The following is a 15,474-nucleotide window of genomic DNA, read 5'->3' on the forward strand; positions in this document are numbered from 1 at the left end:
TACATAAATTTGTTAAAAATTTCTTTTGAAAAAATATTTCCTTCGATTTAAACCGTTTCTGATTTTTATAGGCACTTTTTTCGCCGCTTATATCGGATTTACACTGGTTTATAAATTTTATTTAGATAGTTTTGAGACAACAGATGTTGATGGCGTAACGGCCGTCGTAGGGCATCATGTGGATCAGTTGATGCAATTGTTTAATTGTGACAGCAGGATTTTCAAAAGTCCTTTAAATCCGTATTTAGAGGTTTGGTACCGGAACAGGTTTACGATTAAGATTGTCGAAGGATGTAATGCGGTAAGTGTGATTATTCTGTTTGTTTCTTTTGTAATGGCATTTTCCGGAAAGTTTAAAACCACTTTGGTTTTTATTCTGTTTGGTGTTTTCTTTATTTATGTGCTCAATGTGATTCGAATTGCATTATTAACGGTTTTGTTATTTCGTTTTCCTGAAAAAGAGCATATACTTCATGGTGTTTTGTTTCCGCTGGTAATTTATGGATTGGTTTTTAGCTTATGGGTTTTCTGGGTGAATAAATTTTCAAAATATGCTAAGTAAAATAAAAGATCATAAAGTTAAAATCCTGTTTTCAATTTTCATCATAGTGTGTTTTGGTTTGATAAGAGGTTTTGAAAATACACTGTTTTATGATCCTTTTTTGGATTATTTCAGTTCTGATTTCAAAAGTTCCCCTTTTCCTGAAGTTGATACTTTTAAGCTTTTTTGCGGACTTTTGTTTCGGTACTTTTTAAATTCCGGTTTGTCTCTGATCCTTATTTATGTACTGTTTCAGGATAAAGAAATCCTTAAGTTCAGCGCATTTTTATACAGCTGTTTCCTGCTGTTTCTTTTTGGGATGTTTTTTGTAATTGTTGCCTATTTTCCTGATGCAGGGTGGCTGCTTTTTTACGTCAGAAGGTTTATTATTCAGCCGATCTTCGTATTGCTTTTTATTCCGGCGTTTTATTATCAGATGCAAAACCTGAAAAAGTAATAGATTATTCGTTTTTTTAAAGTCTTTTAGATAATTTTGCAGCATGATTATTAAGAAATGCACCGGCTTATTTTTGGCTTTCCTATTGTTGGTTTCCAACATCGGGTTTGCCTTCGATGTGCATTATTGCGGAGGCAAGATTGCTTCGGTTTCTTTAAATACAGCGACTTCTGTTGCTCCGGAAAAGAATTGTTGCGGGATTTCAGAAAAAAAGGCATCCTGCTGCAAAGATAAAGTAGTGCATTTTGAAAAAAAATCAGATGATGCTACCTTTAAGATGTTCTTTTTTCAGTTTGCTTTCCCTGCTGCAATAGAAGAATTTAAACCAATTGCTTTTCTTTCTGTTTCCGGTTCTAAAAAGAATCAAATCACTTCGTATTATGCTGATGCGAATGCGCCTCCTTTATTTAAATTATACAATCAGTATATTTTTTACTCCTGATTTTAATGTGTTAGAATCAAGCTTCTAGCTTGTGTTTTGTTGTTTAGTGGTTTCTCTTTTTTTTGGGGGGAAGCATTAAATAGCAGTTTTCTATTTCACATTAAAATAAATTTTATGCAAAAGAATATACTGCTTTTTGTGGTATCGCTGCTTTCTGTTTCTGTTTTTTCACAGGAAGATTTACAGGAAGTAAAGATTACAAAAAAGCAAAAAGGAATTAAAAAATCCTATACCGTTACAGCCAATACATCTGTTATTACAAGTAAAGAATTATTAAAAGCGGCCTGTTGTAATCTTGCCGAGAGTTTTGAAACAAATCCGTCTATCGATGTCAATTTTTCGGATGCTTTAACGGGAACGAAACAAATAAAAATGCTGGGTCTGACAAGTCCGTATTTGATGATTACGGAAGAAAATATTCCGTCAGTACGCGGGGCTTCTCAGGCTTATGGGCTGTCATTTACACCCGGAACCTGGATTGAAAGTGTGCAAATCACCAAAGGCGCCGGAAGTGTGGTTAACGGTTACGAAAGTATCTCGGGACAAATTAACACGGAGCTTTTAAAACCTTTAAGCGATGATCCTTTTTTTCTGAACGTATACGGGTCTACTGATTCGCGTTTTGAATTGAACACCCATTTCAATAAAAAATTGTCCGATAAATGGGCAACAAGTCTTTTTCTTCATGGAAATGCCCGCGTCGCAAAAAATGATATGAATAATGACGGTTTTCTTGACAATCCGCTGGGAAAACAGATCAATGTTCTGAATCGCTATCAGTATTATGATGCCGAAAGTGGTTTGGTAAGTTTTATCAATTTCAGATATATGAATGATAAAAAACAAACCGGAGAAGTTGATTTTGATGCAGACAGAGACAGGGGGACAAAGAATTATTGGGGCTCGGAAATCAACACTGAACGTTTTGATGTTTCGTCAAAAATCGGATATGTTTTTCCGGATATGCCGTTTCAGAGTATCGGTTTTCAGAATGCTTTCAACAGTCATAATCAGGAATCTTATTTTGGACTGAATCAATACAACATCAAACAAAGCAGTTATTATTCAAATTTGATTTTCAATTCGATTATCAATAATACGATGCACAAGTTTACAACCGGTTTGAATTTTTCATACGATCGATATCAGGAGTTTGTAAATGTGAATGATTACAGCAGAATAGATAATTCGGTTGGAGCATTTTTTGAATATACCTACGACAATACAGATAATTTTAGTCTGATTTTAGGAGGAAGAGTTGATAATCATAACAGACTCGGGGTTTTTGTAACGCCACGTTTGCATTTGCGATACAACCCTTGGGAGTTTGGAGTGCTTCGTTTTTCGGCAGGACGCGGGAAGCGTTCGGCTAATATTTTTGCCGAAAACCAACAGCTTTTTGCGAGCTCGAGAACTTTTTCTATTTTAGATAACGCTGGAAAAATTTATGGATTAAATCCAGAAATTGCCTGGAATTACGGGCTGAGTTTTTCTCAGAAGTTCAGGCTGTTTAATAAAAATGCCGAAGCAGGTTTTGACTTCTACCGTACCGATTTTCAAAAGCAGGCTGTTGTAGATGTAATGCAAAGTCCTCAGGAGGTTTTGTTTTATAATTTAAAAGGAAATTCGTTTGCCAATAGTTTGCAGGTGGAGTTTAATTTGGAGTTGATTCATCATTTAAACCTGAGAACGGCTTATAAATATTATGATATCCAAACCGATTATTTGAGAGGAACATTTCAGCGTCCGTTACAGGCAAAACATCGTTTTTTAGGGAATCTGGAATATGAGACTAGTTTGAATAAGGGCAAACAATGGAAGTTTGATTATACTTTTAACTGGTCAGGAAAACAACAATTACCTTATACGGCCACTAATCCGGCGGCAGATCAGTTTTCTGACTTTTCGCCTTCGTATGCGGTTATGAATGTTCAGGTAACACGTGTTTTTTCTCCTGTGTTTGAGGTTTATCTGGGAGGAGAAAACATTGGAAATTACAAACAGGAAAAGGCAATTTTAGGCGCAGATGATCCTTTTGGTCCTAACTTTGATGCATCGATAGCGTATGCTCCAATTTTTGGACAGATGTTTTACGCGGGATTGCGATTTAAGATAAAATAAAATGCCCTATTTGGGTGGATGTTTTTAACACATAGGAACATAGTTTTGAAAACGAAGTAATTACGCTCAACGATTTAATAAAACAAATAAATTTAAAAACTTTAATACTAAATAAAATGAAACACTTGATTTTAATTGCACTGGTAACTTTTTTTGGATTTTCTGCTCAGGCACAAACTAAAAAGAATAAGAATTTAAAATACACTACAGAAGTAAATGGTACTTGCGAGCAATGCAAAAAACGCATTGAAAAAGCAGCTTTTGGAGTGCCGGGAGTAAAAACGGCTTCCTGGGATATTAGTTCTCATCAACTTACTGTAATCTTGAATGAAGAGAAGTCTTCTCCGGCAGATTTAAATAAGGCCATTGCTAAAGTAGGGCACGATACCAAAGAGGAAAAAGCGACTCAGGAGGATTATGATAATTTGCATAGCTGTTGCAAGTACGAAAGACAGTAATTAACAAGAGCCCGGAGACAAACCCGGGTTCTCTCAGAATCGTTAATTAATCTTTAAAATACCGCATTTTATTGTGGTTGAAGTAAATTATTGCTACTTTCACGGACTTATAATATAACTAAACGCATTTATGAATAATTTTGACTGGACTCAATTAATTAACCCTGAGTTTTATATTACATTAAGTATCGGAGGGGTTCAAATTGGGTTATATATTGTTCTGTTTATAGTATTCGCTGAAACAGGACTTTTTGCAGGTTTTTTTCTGCCTGGAGATAGTTTACTTTTTTTGGCAGGTATCTATAGTCGTGATTTGGTTCAAAATGTTGTTTACATACCAGGAGACTTTTTAAATGTATTTTTACTTGCTCTTTTGGTTGCCATAATGGGAGTCTTAGGGAATATGACAGGCTATTGGTTTGGAGCCAAAAGCGGATATTACTTATTTAAAAAAGAAGATTCATTCTGGTTTAAAAAGAAATATTTGTTACAGTCAAAAGACTTTTTTGAGAAATACGGAGGTAAAGCTATTATCTACGCTCGTTTTCTTCCAATCTTTAGAACTTTTGCCCCAATTATTGCCGGGATAGTTTCTATGGATAAAAAGAAATTTATGTTTTTTAACATATTGAGCTCGTTTCTTTGGTCATTTATTCTAATCTTTTCAGGACATTATTTATATGGTGTCTTCTTAAAAGAGGGAATAGATTTAAAACATCATATTGAATATATAATCATTATAATCATTATCATTTCTACATTTCCGGTCTTACTGAAACTTTTAAAGAAAAGACCAAGTGAGAATGTCTAAATACTATAAAGAGCCTGAAGTTTAACTTCGGGCTTTTTTTTGTATATATCTTTTAGGTTTTTTAAACTTCCAGAGCTAAATCAGATAATTGAGGTAAGTTTCTTTTGGATTACTTCTTTGCGCTGCTTGCGGTTGAAGTGAGCGGTGAGTAAGAGAACTTAGTATTTTTGTGTTTTTTAACCGCAACGGGCGCAAAGGATTACGCAAAGAAAAGTCTTTTTCACGCAGATTTAGCAGATTATTCAGATTATTTTTATCGAAATAACAAAACAAAAATATCAGCTTAATCTGCTAAATCTGCGTGAAAAAATTTCACTATAAACATAGGGGCACTAAGATAAAACAGTATTTAATTATCCTTTAAATCGTATTGAAATTGCAATTGTCCGTCTGAGCGAAGTTGAAGGCCTTCTACTTCGTTCAGGATGGGATTTTTGTGCAAAACCAAGATTTAGAGCCTGAATCTAGGCATTAAGAAAAGTGCAAAGCAGTTTTCAAATTTGGAGTTTGCCCTTCGGCTTCCCTCAGGGTGACATTTGGAATTTGGAATTTCAAAATTTGGAATTTAATCCTACCATTCATTAACCTTATTCGCATCCATTTTTAAGAATATAAACAACAAAATAGTGAATCCCCAAAGTCCGGAGCCTCCGTAAGAAAAGAAGGGCAGAGGGACTCCAATGGTTGGGAAAATTCCGGCTACCATGGCAATGTTTACAAAAAAGTGTGTAAATAAAATTCCGGCAACACAATATCCGTAGACACGGCTAAATTTAGTTTTTTGTCTTTCGGCTAAGTAAATAACTCTTAAGAATAATCCAACGAAAAGGCCAATGACTACAATTGAGCCAATAAAACCCCATTCTTCACCTACTGTTGTGAAAATATAATCGGTATGTTGTTCCGGTACAAAACCGCCTTTGGTTTGTGTTCCTTCTAAAAAGCCTTTTCCTATCCAGCCACCCGATCCAATAGCGATTTCGGATTGATTGGTGTTGTATCCTACACCTTTCATGTCAACCGTTTTTCCTAAAAGGATATTAAAACGGTCTCTGTGGTGCTGTTTGAAAACATTATCGAAAACGTAATCAACAGACAAAACGAAACAAGATACAATAGCCAGTAAGATTCCGCTTAAAAGAAGGTTTCGGTCTACAACGCGGCCTTTAAAATGAATTATGACTAAAACGCCTAATGAAATTAATATAACGATATAAGGTTCCAAAACGAGCGTTAGGACAAATAATAATATTGCCAGAAAGCCTGTCCATACGTACCATGAAGGTAAGCCTTCTCTAAATAAAACAACAATAAAAATACTGTATATCAGGGCACTTCCCGGATCGGGTTGTGGCAGGATCAAAAGTACAGGCAGGAAAACAATGGCCAAAGCCTGAATCTGTCTGTTTGTTTCTTTTAAATTTATTTGGCTGTCACTTAAGTATTTTGCTAACGCTAAAGATGTTGCTGCTTTTGCAAATTCAGAAGGTTGTATGGTAAAACTACCAATAGCATACCAACATCTCTGACCCGCGATTGTTTTTCCAAAAAGAAATAATCCGGCTAATGATAATAAAGCAACACCGAAAATAATTGTAGCATATTTCTCGTAGAATTTACCATCTACAAAAAGAACAACAAATATTAAAGGTACTGTACAGGCAATAAATATTAATTGCTTTTCGTAAGTGCCATCAGTAGATAATAAGGAGGAAGAATAGATGTTCAGCCATCCCAATATTACCAAGATAATATAGATGACCACGCTTATCCAGTCAATATTATTTTTTACACTTTGATTTTTCATTTGAAATAATCTTTGTTAATTCTTTTTTGTTGTGTCTACTGTTGTTTTTTTAATCTCTGTTTTCGGAGTTACCTTCTTTGGGGTGATTATCTTAGCTTTCAAAATAGAATCTTTAGGAGTAGATTCTATTGCGGCTGCTTCGTTTATTCCTCCTAATTTTGCATATTCGCTTATCAGGCTTTTATTTAAAACACGAACCTCTAAATCATTTCTTGAAGTGATTTTTCGTCTTAAGTACTTTTCTATCATCAAACTGGCAATAGGCCCTGCTACTGTTGCTCCAAAACCTCCGTTTTCAATCATGATCGCAATGGCAATTTTCGGATTGTCTTTAGGTGCAAAAGCAACAAAAATCGAGTGATCTTTAAGCTGTGTTCTTTTTCCGTTGATTTTAGCAAAGTTTTCCGCTGTACCGGTTTTTCCGCAAATGTCAATTCCTTCCACTCTTAGCGAGTAGGCAGTTCCTTTGTTGTACACGTCAAACAAACCGCTGATCACGGGAGGGAAATATTTTTTATCTATCGTAGTCTCGTGTCTGGTTGTAAACTTGGCGTCTATTTTTTTTCCTTCAATTTTTTTAATGATATGAGGCGTGTAATAATAGCCTTGATTGGCAACCGTTGCCATCATATTTGCCAGCTGAATTGGGGTCATTAAAACCTCACCCTGACCAATAGAGTTCGAAACAATTGTTGTGCTTCTCCATCCGCCATTTGGGTATATTCTTTTGTAGGTTTTAGAAGTTGGGATGTTTCCTTTTTTACCGGTAGGCAAATCGTAGCCCATAAACTGACCTAATCCAAAACTTTTTACGTGATTACTCCAAATGTCAACAGCTTGCCCCGGGTTTTTGTATTTGTTAATTGTTAACATATAAGACTGCGCAAAATAGGTATTACAAGAATTGTAAATTCCGTTGTGCAATTGGTGCGGACCAAAACCGTGACATTTCATAAAACGACCTCTACCATAACTAAAACCGTGATGGCACATAAAAGTAGTTTGCTCGTTGACAACGCCCTCCTGTAAAGCAACCAGTCCCGTTAAGATTTTAAAAGGGGAACCCGGAGGATATTCTGCCAGAAGTCCTCTGTCGTACAATGGTTTTGCGATAGAATCATGATACAAAAGAGTGTAGTTTTTAGATCTTTGTCTTCCGACCAAAATACCCGGATCATAAGAGGGAGCAGTAACTAATGCTAAAATCTCCCCTGTTTTAGGTTCAAGCGCAACAATTCCTCCTCTTTTGTTGATCATTAATTCTTCACCGTATTTCTGCAATTCGGCATCAATCGTTAAATTGATATCTTCTCCGGCTACTGCGATAGTATCGTATTTTCCGTCTTTATAAGAGCCAATTTCTCTGTTGTATTTGTCTTTTTGAATGTATTTTACCCCTTTTATTCCGCGTAAAATTTCTTCATAGCTTTCTTCAACTCCTTGTTTTCCAATTAAATCTCCACTGTTGTAATACGGATTTTTAGCAATTAATCTTTCGTTTACCTGTGTGATAAAACCGAAGATGTTGGCTCCGTAATCTACTTCGTAATCTCTAAGTGATCTTTTCTGGAAATAGAAACCTTCAAATTTTCTGATTTTCTCCTGAAAAGCAGCAAATTCGGATTTGTTTAATTGTGGTAAGAATACAGAAGGCAATCGCGGACTGTACACTTTGGCCTTTGCGATTTTTTTTTCGTAGTCTTCTTTGGTGATATTCAGTAGCGTACAAAGTTCATTAACATTAATGTTTTCTTTGATTTCGCGTGGAATAACCATGATGTCATAAGAGGCCTGGTTGGCTACTAATAATTTGCCATATCGATCGTATATGTATCCTCTTTCGGGATAGTCGTATACTTTTTTTATCGCATTATTTTCTGATTTTAGTTTGAAAGAATCATCTATAATTTGCAAATAAAATATCCTGATCACTAGCAAAGATGCTGCAATAATAATTAAAGAGGGCAGCAGAACTTTTCTCATCGTTTATTGGGCTTAATAAGATATATTATGATGACTGAAATGATAATGGTGAATATGGAGCTAAACAAAGTTCGGAGTAAAATGTCCCAGATAAATTTAAATTGAAAAGCTTCAAGGGTAAAAAGTATAATATGATGTAAAATAACCGATAACAGTATAAAGGAGAACCTTTCAGGAGTCAGGGACTCGTTTAGTTTTATGGTTTGATATTCATAACTCAATCCAAATGAAAATTTGAAAATATAAGGCCTGTAATACGCTAGTATAACAGAGGCAGTCGCATGAATTCCACCCGAATTACAAAACATGTCCATGATCAGACCAAGTAAAAAACTTGAAATGATCAAACCTGATTTGTTGCTGTTTACTGGATAAAGGATTATAAATAAAATATACGGAAAAGGACTTATGTATCCCAGGAAATTCATGTTGTTGAAAATAACAACCTGAATGGCCAGTAATATAATAAATCGAAAAATATTGAGTAACAACGCGCTATTCATCTTTCTCTTTTTTTTCTAAATTAATAAGTTCTTCTCTGTCTTTACTTTTAATAATATAAACATGTCCAAGATTGGTCATATCATTAAACAGTTTTACGTTTATGACATAAAAACTGGTTTTGTTTTTGACGTAAATTTTGTCAACTGTACCAATATTGATTCCTTCCGGAAAAATCACAGATTGTCCGCCGGTAACAATAGTGTCTCCTTTTCTGATCGAAGCTAATCTCGGAACATCTTCCAGCTGAACAAAACCGGTGCTTTTACCATCCCATGTTAAAGAGCCAAAGTGATTTGATTTTTTGATTTTCGCATTAATTTGTGATTTCATATTCAAAATACTAACCACGGTCGAGTATCTGTTGGAGGTATTGTCTACCACACCAATAATTCCAAGACTATTAATGACTCCCATATCTTGTTTAACGCCGTCGCTTGCTCCGGAGTTTAAGGTGATATAGTTTTCGTGTGTACTATAGGAATTGTGAATTACTTTTGAAACAATGATGTCAGCAGGTTTTACCCCTTTGATGGTATCTTTTAAAGGTATTTTGGTGGTGTCTTCTTTGTTGAATAAAAGACTTTTTAATCTTGCATTTTCAAGTACCAGTTCGTCGTTTTCGGTTTTCAAATTCAAATATTCGTTGATGCGATTTATTCTTTCATAAACGCCTCCGCTTAAAAAATTAGCTGAACTGATTACTCTGCTTCGGTGATAGGAATGAGATTGAATTGTGAGGGCCAACGAAATGCCTAAAAGCAGCAAAAACAGCAATCGATTACTGTTTCTTAAAATGAAATTAAAAATTTGCTGCATTTCTTGTTTGGTTATTTTGTTTCAGGATATGCTTTTTGGTTCGAGTTTTACTAGAGTCAGAAGTTGTATCTGACTCTAATAAAAAGATAATGATTGTTATTTCGGATCTTATTTTATTAAGATGCTTTTGAACTTTGTAATGTTTTTAAGTGCCATTCCTGTTCCGCGAACAACAGCTCTTAACGGATCTTCAGCGATATAAACCGGTAAATCTGTTTTTTGAGAAATACGTTTGTCAAGACCTCTTAACATAGATCCACCACCCGCTAAATAAATACCGGTATTGTAGATATCTGCTGCTAATTCAGGAGGAGTTTGCGATAAAGTTTCCATTACAGCATCTTCAATACGTTGAATCGATTTGTCTAATGCTTTAGCAATTTCACGGTAAGAAACGTCTACTTGTTTTGGTTTACCGGTAAGCAAATCTCTACCTTGAACAGACATATCCTCAGGAGGACTTTCAAGATCTTCGATAGCAGCTCCGATTTGTATTTTTATTTTCTCAGCAGTACTTTCTCCAACAAAAAGGTTGTGTTGTGTACGCATATAATAAACGATATCATTTGTAAAAACGTCACCTGCAATTTTTACAGATTTGTCACATACAATTCCGCCTAATGCGATAACAGCAATTTCAGTTGTTCCACCACCGATATCAACAATCATGTTTCCTTTTGGTTGCATGATATCGATACCAATACCAATTGCCGCAGCCATTGGTTCGTGAATCAAATATACTTCTTTACCATTTACTCTTTCACAAGATTCTTTTACAGCACGCATTTCAACCTCTGTAATTCCTGACGGAATACAAACCACCATTCTTAAAGCCGGAGTAAACATTCTCTTTTTTAATGCCGGAATACTTTTAATGAACATATTGATCATTTTTTCTGAGGCATCAAAATCTGCAATTACACCATCTTTCAAGGGCCTTATGGTCTTGATGTTTTCATGTGTTTTACCTTGCATCATGTTGGCTTCCTTACCAACAGCAATGATTTTGCCTGATATTCTATCACGTGCAACGATTGATGGACTATCAATAACAACTTTATCATTATGTATGATTAAAGTGTTTGCGGTACCAAGGTCTATCGCAATATCCTCGGTCATGAAATCAAAAAATCCCATAAGTTTTTTAGGGGTTTAAAAAGTTATAATTAATTATCGCACAAAGTTAAACAAATTAATGTTTAAAATGACGTGTTCCTGTAAATACCATTGCAAGATTGTTTTCGTTGCAATAATTTATGCTTAATTCGTCTTTTATTGATCCTCCTGGCTGAATTACAGCAGTTATTCCTGCTTTTTTGGCTAATTCTACACAATCCGGAAATGGGAAAAATGCATCGCTCGCCATTGAAGCTCCTGTTAGATCAAATCCGAAAGCTTTAGCCTTATCAACAGCCTGCATTAAAGCATCAACTCTTGAAGTCTGACCTGTTCCGGACGAAATTAATGTTCCGTTTTTAGCAAAAACAATCGTGTTTGATTTCGTGTTTTTGCAAATTTTTGAAGCAAATATCAAATCTTCTACTTCCTGAGCGGTTGGCTCTGTAGTAGTAACGGTTTTTAAATGCTCTTTAGTATCTGTAATATTGTTTCTGTCCTGAATTAACAAACCATTAAGACATGTTCTTACTTGTCTTGAAGGTAATTCAACTTCATTTTGAACCAATATAATTCTGTTTTTCTTTTCTTGTAAAACTACAACAGCTTCAGCATCATATTCAGGAGCAATCACCACTTCACAGAATAATTTGTTGATTTCTTCGGCTGTAGCCAAATCAATTTTGGTGTTTGCAATCAGTACGCCTCCAAATGCAGAAGTCGGATCACAAGCCAAAGCTGCTAAATAAGCTTCGCTAATTGTTTTTCTTGAAGCTAAACCGCAAGCATTATTATGTTTTAAGATGGCGAATGTTGGTCCGTCAGTTTTAAACTCATTGATTAAGTTTACGGCAGCATCTACGTCAAGTAAGTTGTTGTAAGATAACTCTTTTCCGTGAACTTTTTTAAACATTGCATCGAAATCTCCAAAAAAGAATCCTTTTTGGTGTGGATTTTCTCCATATCTTAAAACTTGTCCGTCTGCAATACTTTCTTTATAGATTGTTTCGTCTGTGTTGAAATAATTAAAGATAGCACCATCGTAGTGAGAAGAAACATGGAAAGCTTTAGTAGCAAGCAATCTTCTGTTCTCAAGAGTTGTTGCTCCGTTTTGTTCTGTGATCAATTCCAAAAGCAAACTATATTCATTTACCGAAGCTACAATAACAGTGTCTTTGAAGTTTTTGGCACCGGCACGGATTAATGAAATTCCGCCAATATCAATTTTTTCAATAATATCCTGTTCACTTGCGCCTGAAGCAACTGTTTTTTCAAAAGGGTATAAATCAACAATAACTAAATCAATCTGAGGAATATCAAATTCTTTCATTTGTTGAACATCACTTTCGTTATCCTGACGATTCAGGATTCCGCCAAAAATTTTCGGATGTAATGTTTTTACTCTGCCACCAAGAATTTCAGGGAAAGAAGTAATATCTTCAACAGGAACCACAGGAATACCTAAATTTTTAATAAAATCTTCAGTTCCTCCGGTTGAATAAAGAGTTACATTTTGCTCGTGTAATTTTCTAACGATTGGTTCCAGTCCGTCTTTAGAAAAAACAGAAATTAATGCTGATTGTATTGTTTTAGTTGTGCTCATTGTGTAGTTATGATTTTCAGACTGCAAAAGTAGTTTTTTTATATATTATTTTAAAGAAAATTAATGTAACATTATGCTAAATAAATCTACTGATGAGTAAGTTAACTTTTATTAGGTTTTTGATTTTAATTTTTTGAATTTTACTTTAAAGAAAAATACACATATATGCTGGTTTATCTACGGTTGTTAAAAGAAAGTTTGGGCTTTGCCACAAATGCTTTGCGGAATAATAAATTGCGTACGTTGTTGTCATTGCTTGGGGTTACCATTGGTATCTTTTCTATTATTGCCGTACTTGCCGCTGTTGATTCGCTGGACAGGAAAATTTCTAAGGATTTGAGTAGTTTAGATAAAAACACCATTTACCTGATGAAATATTGCTTCGGACCCTCTGAAATTCCACAATGGAAAAGAGAGCAATTTCCAAACGTGAAGTACGATGAGTATATTGCTTTGAAAAATTCTCTTACCAATACCGATCAGGTGGGCTACCAACTTTTTGTAAATCATGAAAGTCTGAAGTACGATTCTAAAACCGTTGCCGATGTAAATATTATCCCGTCCTCATTTGAAATGGTAAATGTTGACGGATTAAGTTTTGATAGAGGAAGATTTTATAACGAATCGGAATCGAATTCAGGTACTCCGGTTATTGTTTTGGGATATGAGATTGCGGATGGTCTTTTTGGAACCAGTGATCCGATCGGAAAAAGTATTCGCCTGTACGGACAGCGTTTTACCGTTATTGGAGTTATACAGAAGCAGGGAGCCGGTTTTTTTGGAGACAGTAATGATACCTCTGTTTATTTACCGGCAAATTTTTTACGTCGCAGGTACGGCGACAGCGACTCCATGACGCCGGTAATTGTTTTAAAACCTGTAAAAGGAGTAGACATGGACGCTTACAAAGCCGAAGTAGCTCAGAAAATAAGAGCGATCCGCGGAATGAAAGCAGGAGAAATAGACAATTTTTTTGTTAACGTACTTTCCGGTTTTACCGATCTTATCGATGGTATTTTGGGGACTTTACGAGTAGGAGGAATTTGTATAAGTTTCTTTTCTTTTTTAGTTGGGGGATTTGGCGTGGCAAATATTATGTTTGTTTCTGTAAAAGAGCGAACTAATTTAATCGGGATTCAAAAATCGCTGGGGGCAAAGAACAGGTTTATTTTGTTTCAGTTTTTGTTTGAAGCTATTATTCTTTGTCTGATAGGTGGAATTATCGGAATTGCGATTGTCTGGCTTTTATCTCTTCTGTTAACTAGCTTGCTGAATTTTGAATTTGTCTTAAGTTTTGCCAATATTATAATTGGATCCGGGTTGTCGATCATCGTCGGGTTAATTGCGGGAATCCTACCTGCGATTTCAGCATCAAAACTAGATCCTGTAGAGGCTATCAGAACGGGGATGTAATTAAAGTCAGTTGTGAGATGTGAGTTGTGAGTTGTAACATGTAACATGTAACATGTAAAATGTAAGTCTGAAAAGTGTTACGGTTTGTTTAATTTATTTATTTATTTCTACTTGTGATATCGTGTTTATTCATAAACATTGTCTATTATGAACAAAATTGATCAAGCTCACTACTCACGTCTCACATCTCACATCTCACAACCCATATCTCACATCTAGCAACTTGAATTAGCTTAGAAACTAAAATTTCATCTTTTGCGGCTTCAAAATTTATTTTGGTGTGCTATTTTATTGTAATTTTAATAGCTTAATTAAAAATAGGATAAAATGATACCAGTAAAAGCTTATGCAGCGTACGATGCTGTAAATCCGTTAAAACCCTATACGTTTGAAAGAAAAGAAGTTGGTGCTCATCAGGTTCAGATTGAAATTTTGTATAGTGGTGTTTGCCATTCTGATATTCACACCGTAAAAGGAGATTGGGGGCCTATAAATTATCCATTGGTTCCGGGGCACGAAATAGTCGGCAGAATTGTTGCTGTTGGAAGTGGAGTTTCTAAATTTAAAATAGGAGAACTAGCCGGAATCGGTTGTTTTGTAGATTCCTGCAGAACCTGTCCGAGTTGTCAGTCAGGTGAGGAGCAGTTTTGCGATGAAGGAATGACAGGAACCTATAACAGCGTAGAAAGAGGTACAGACATCCCGACAAGAGGCGGTTACTCGAGCAGTATTATTGTTGATGAAAATTATACACTTCATGTTTCAGAAAAATTAGATTTAAAAGGAGTAGCGCCTTTATTATGTGCCGGAATTACGACTTATTCTCCGTTGCGTTATTTGAAAGTAGGTAAAGGGCATAAAGTAGGAGTTCTTGGTCTGGGTGGTTTAGGGCATATGGCAGTAAAATTTGCCGTTTCTTTTGGTGCAGAAGTTACCATGTTAAGCCATTCTCCTTCTAAAGAAGCTGATGCCAAAAAATTGGGAGCACATCATTTCGCTCTAACTTCAAATCCTGAAACAATGGATTCATTAGCAAACAGTTTCGATTTTATTCTGAACACCGTTTCGGCCAAACACGATCATAATGCTTATCTGAATCTGTTAAAAACAAACGGAACCATGATTGTTGTGGGAGCTCCACCGGCACCTGCAGAAATCCCTGTTTTTACTTTAATCATGAAAAGAAGAAGTATCATCGGAAGTTTAATCGGAGGGATAAGAGAAACTCAGGAAATGCTCGACTATTGCGCCGAACACAACATTACTTCGGATGTGGAAATAATAGACATGGACTATATAAATGAAGCTTACGATCGTATGAATAAAAGTGATGTCAAATATCGTTTTGTGATTGATATGGCTTCTTTGAAGTAGGTTTTTAGAGGTTCAGAGGTGCAAAGGT

Annotated in this window: 14 protein-coding genes; 8 read left to right on the plus strand and 6 right to left on the minus strand. The window is 35.4% G+C overall.

Annotation, left to right across the window (positions count from 1 at the left end; genetic code table 11):
* Window positions 1–25: 25 nt before the first annotated feature.
* The 6 genes from xrtF (at window position 26) to G3A47_RS12740 (ending at window position 4,830) form a co-directional block, all read left to right on the plus strand.
* A complete protein-coding gene (gene xrtF / locus G3A47_RS12715; protein WP_166922856.1) occupies window positions 26–562 on the plus strand; it encodes an exosortase family protein XrtF in 537 nt (178 codons plus the stop codon).
* Entirely contained in the window at window positions 552–998 is a 447-nt protein-coding gene (locus tag G3A47_RS12720) for an exosortase F system-associated membrane protein (protein WP_166922858.1), read from the plus strand. The genes xrtF and G3A47_RS12720 overlap by 11 nt, the downstream gene beginning before the upstream one ends.
* Window positions 999–1,041: 43 nt before the next feature.
* The gene (locus G3A47_RS12725; protein ID WP_166922860.1) at window positions 1,042–1,440 is read left to right on the plus strand and encodes an HYC_CC_PP family protein; all 399 of its coding nucleotides are present in this window, start codon (window positions 1,042–1,044) and stop codon (window positions 1,438–1,440) included.
* A gap of 114 nt (window positions 1,441–1,554) precedes the next feature.
* Window positions 1,555–3,561, plus strand: a complete 2,007-nt coding sequence (locus G3A47_RS12730; RefSeq protein ID WP_166922862.1) for a TonB-dependent receptor plug domain-containing protein — start codon at window positions 1,555–1,557, stop codon at window positions 3,559–3,561.
* 116 nt (window positions 3,562–3,677) lie between these two features.
* Window positions 3,678–4,019 carry a heavy-metal-associated domain-containing protein gene (locus tag G3A47_RS12735; protein ID WP_166922864.1) on the plus strand — a complete coding sequence of 114 codons (342 nt, stop codon included), beginning with the start codon at window positions 3,678–3,680 and terminating at the stop codon, window positions 4,017–4,019.
* A 130-nt stretch (window positions 4,020–4,149) separates the two neighbouring features.
* Window positions 4,150–4,830, plus strand: a complete 681-nt coding sequence (locus tag G3A47_RS12740; protein WP_166922866.1) for a DedA family protein — start codon at window positions 4,150–4,152, stop codon at window positions 4,828–4,830.
* A 571-nt stretch (window positions 4,831–5,401) separates the two neighbouring features.
* Here G3A47_RS12740 and rodA read toward each other — a convergent pair.
* From rodA to purH, 6 genes are all read right to left on the minus strand, one after another.
* Window positions 5,402–6,637 carry a rod shape-determining protein RodA gene (gene rodA, locus G3A47_RS12745; protein ID WP_166922868.1) on the minus strand — a complete coding sequence of 412 codons (1,236 nt, stop codon included), beginning with the start codon at window positions 6,635–6,637 and terminating at the stop codon, window positions 5,402–5,404.
* Between the two features lie 15 nt (window positions 6,638–6,652).
* Window positions 6,653–8,620 (minus strand): penicillin-binding protein 2, encoded by a 1,968-nt coding sequence (gene mrdA, locus G3A47_RS12750; RefSeq protein WP_166922870.1) that lies wholly within the window; start codon window positions 8,618–8,620, stop codon window positions 6,653–6,655.
* Window positions 8,617–9,123 (minus strand): rod shape-determining protein MreD, encoded by a 507-nt coding sequence (locus tag G3A47_RS12755; protein ID WP_166922872.1) that lies wholly within the window; start codon window positions 9,121–9,123, stop codon window positions 8,617–8,619. The genes mrdA and G3A47_RS12755 overlap by 4 nt, the downstream gene beginning before the upstream one ends.
* Window positions 9,116–9,940 carry a rod shape-determining protein MreC gene (gene mreC, locus G3A47_RS12760; protein WP_166922874.1) on the minus strand — a complete coding sequence of 275 codons (825 nt, stop codon included), beginning with the start codon at window positions 9,938–9,940 and terminating at the stop codon, window positions 9,116–9,118. Before mreC ends, G3A47_RS12755 begins: the two co-directional genes overlap by 8 nt.
* A gap of 108 nt (window positions 9,941–10,048) precedes the next feature.
* Window positions 10,049–11,077 (minus strand): rod shape-determining protein, encoded by a 1,029-nt coding sequence (locus G3A47_RS12765; RefSeq protein ID WP_047772784.1) that lies wholly within the window; start codon window positions 11,075–11,077, stop codon window positions 10,049–10,051.
* Window positions 11,078–11,132: 55 nt separating this feature from the next.
* Window positions 11,133–12,659: a bifunctional phosphoribosylaminoimidazolecarboxamide formyltransferase/IMP cyclohydrolase gene (purH, locus tag G3A47_RS12770; RefSeq protein WP_166922876.1), complete on the minus strand. Its 1,527-nt coding sequence runs from the start codon at window positions 12,657–12,659 to the stop codon at window positions 11,133–11,135.
* Window positions 12,660–12,824: 165 nt separating this feature from the next.
* Between purH and G3A47_RS12775 the strand changes: the two genes are divergently transcribed.
* Both G3A47_RS12775 and G3A47_RS12780 read left to right on the plus strand, forming a co-directional pair.
* On the plus strand, window positions 12,825–14,072 hold the full coding sequence (locus G3A47_RS12775; protein ID WP_166922878.1) for an ABC transporter permease: 1,248 nt from the start codon (window positions 12,825–12,827) through the stop codon (window positions 14,070–14,072).
* A gap of 327 nt (window positions 14,073–14,399) precedes the next feature.
* Complete coding sequence (locus tag G3A47_RS12780) at window positions 14,400–15,446, plus strand: NAD(P)-dependent alcohol dehydrogenase (RefSeq protein WP_243860447.1); 1,047 nt, start codon at window positions 14,400–14,402, stop codon at window positions 15,444–15,446.
* The last annotated feature ends 28 nt before the right edge of the window (window positions 15,447–15,474 follow it).

This window comes from Flavobacterium poyangense (genome assembly GCF_011751075.1).
In the GTDB taxonomy this organism is placed as follows: domain Bacteria; phylum Bacteroidota; class Bacteroidia; order Flavobacteriales; family Flavobacteriaceae; genus Flavobacterium; species Flavobacterium poyangense.

Coding starts and splice junctions, on each gene's coding strand:
- G3A47_RS12720 (WP_166922858.1), top strand. CDS start 552: ATGCTAAGTAAAATAAAAGATCATAAAGTTAAAATCCTGTTTTCAATT.
- G3A47_RS12725 (WP_166922860.1), top strand. CDS start 1,042: ATGATTATTAAGAAATGCACCGGCTTATTTTTGGCTTTCCTATTGTTG.
- G3A47_RS12730 (WP_166922862.1), top strand. CDS start 1,555: ATGCAAAAGAATATACTGCTTTTTGTGGTATCGCTGCTTTCTGTTTCT.
- G3A47_RS12735 (WP_166922864.1), top strand. CDS start 3,678: ATGAAACACTTGATTTTAATTGCACTGGTAACTTTTTTTGGATTTTCT.
- G3A47_RS12740 (WP_166922866.1), top strand. CDS start 4,150: ATGAATAATTTTGACTGGACTCAATTAATTAACCCTGAGTTTTATATT.
- rodA (WP_166922868.1), bottom strand. CDS start 6,637: ATGAAAAATCAAAGTGTAAAAAATAATATTGACTGGATAAGCGTGGTC.
- mrdA (WP_166922870.1), bottom strand. CDS start 8,620: ATGAGAAAAGTTCTGCTGCCCTCTTTAATTATTATTGCAGCATCTTTG.
- G3A47_RS12755 (WP_166922872.1), bottom strand. CDS start 9,123: ATGAATAGCGCGTTGTTACTCAATATTTTTCGATTTATTATATTACTG.
- mreC (WP_166922874.1), bottom strand. CDS start 9,940: ATGCAGCAAATTTTTAATTTCATTTTAAGAAACAGTAATCGATTGCTG.
- G3A47_RS12765 (WP_047772784.1), bottom strand. CDS start 11,077: ATGGGATTTTTTGATTTCATGACCGAGGATATTGCGATAGACCTTGGT.
- purH (WP_166922876.1), bottom strand. CDS start 12,659: ATGAGCACAACTAAAACAATACAATCAGCATTAATTTCTGTTTTTTCT.
- G3A47_RS12775 (WP_166922878.1), top strand. CDS start 12,825: ATGCTGGTTTATCTACGGTTGTTAAAAGAAAGTTTGGGCTTTGCCACA.
- G3A47_RS12780 (WP_243860447.1), top strand. CDS start 14,400: ATGATACCAGTAAAAGCTTATGCAGCGTACGATGCTGTAAATCCGTTA.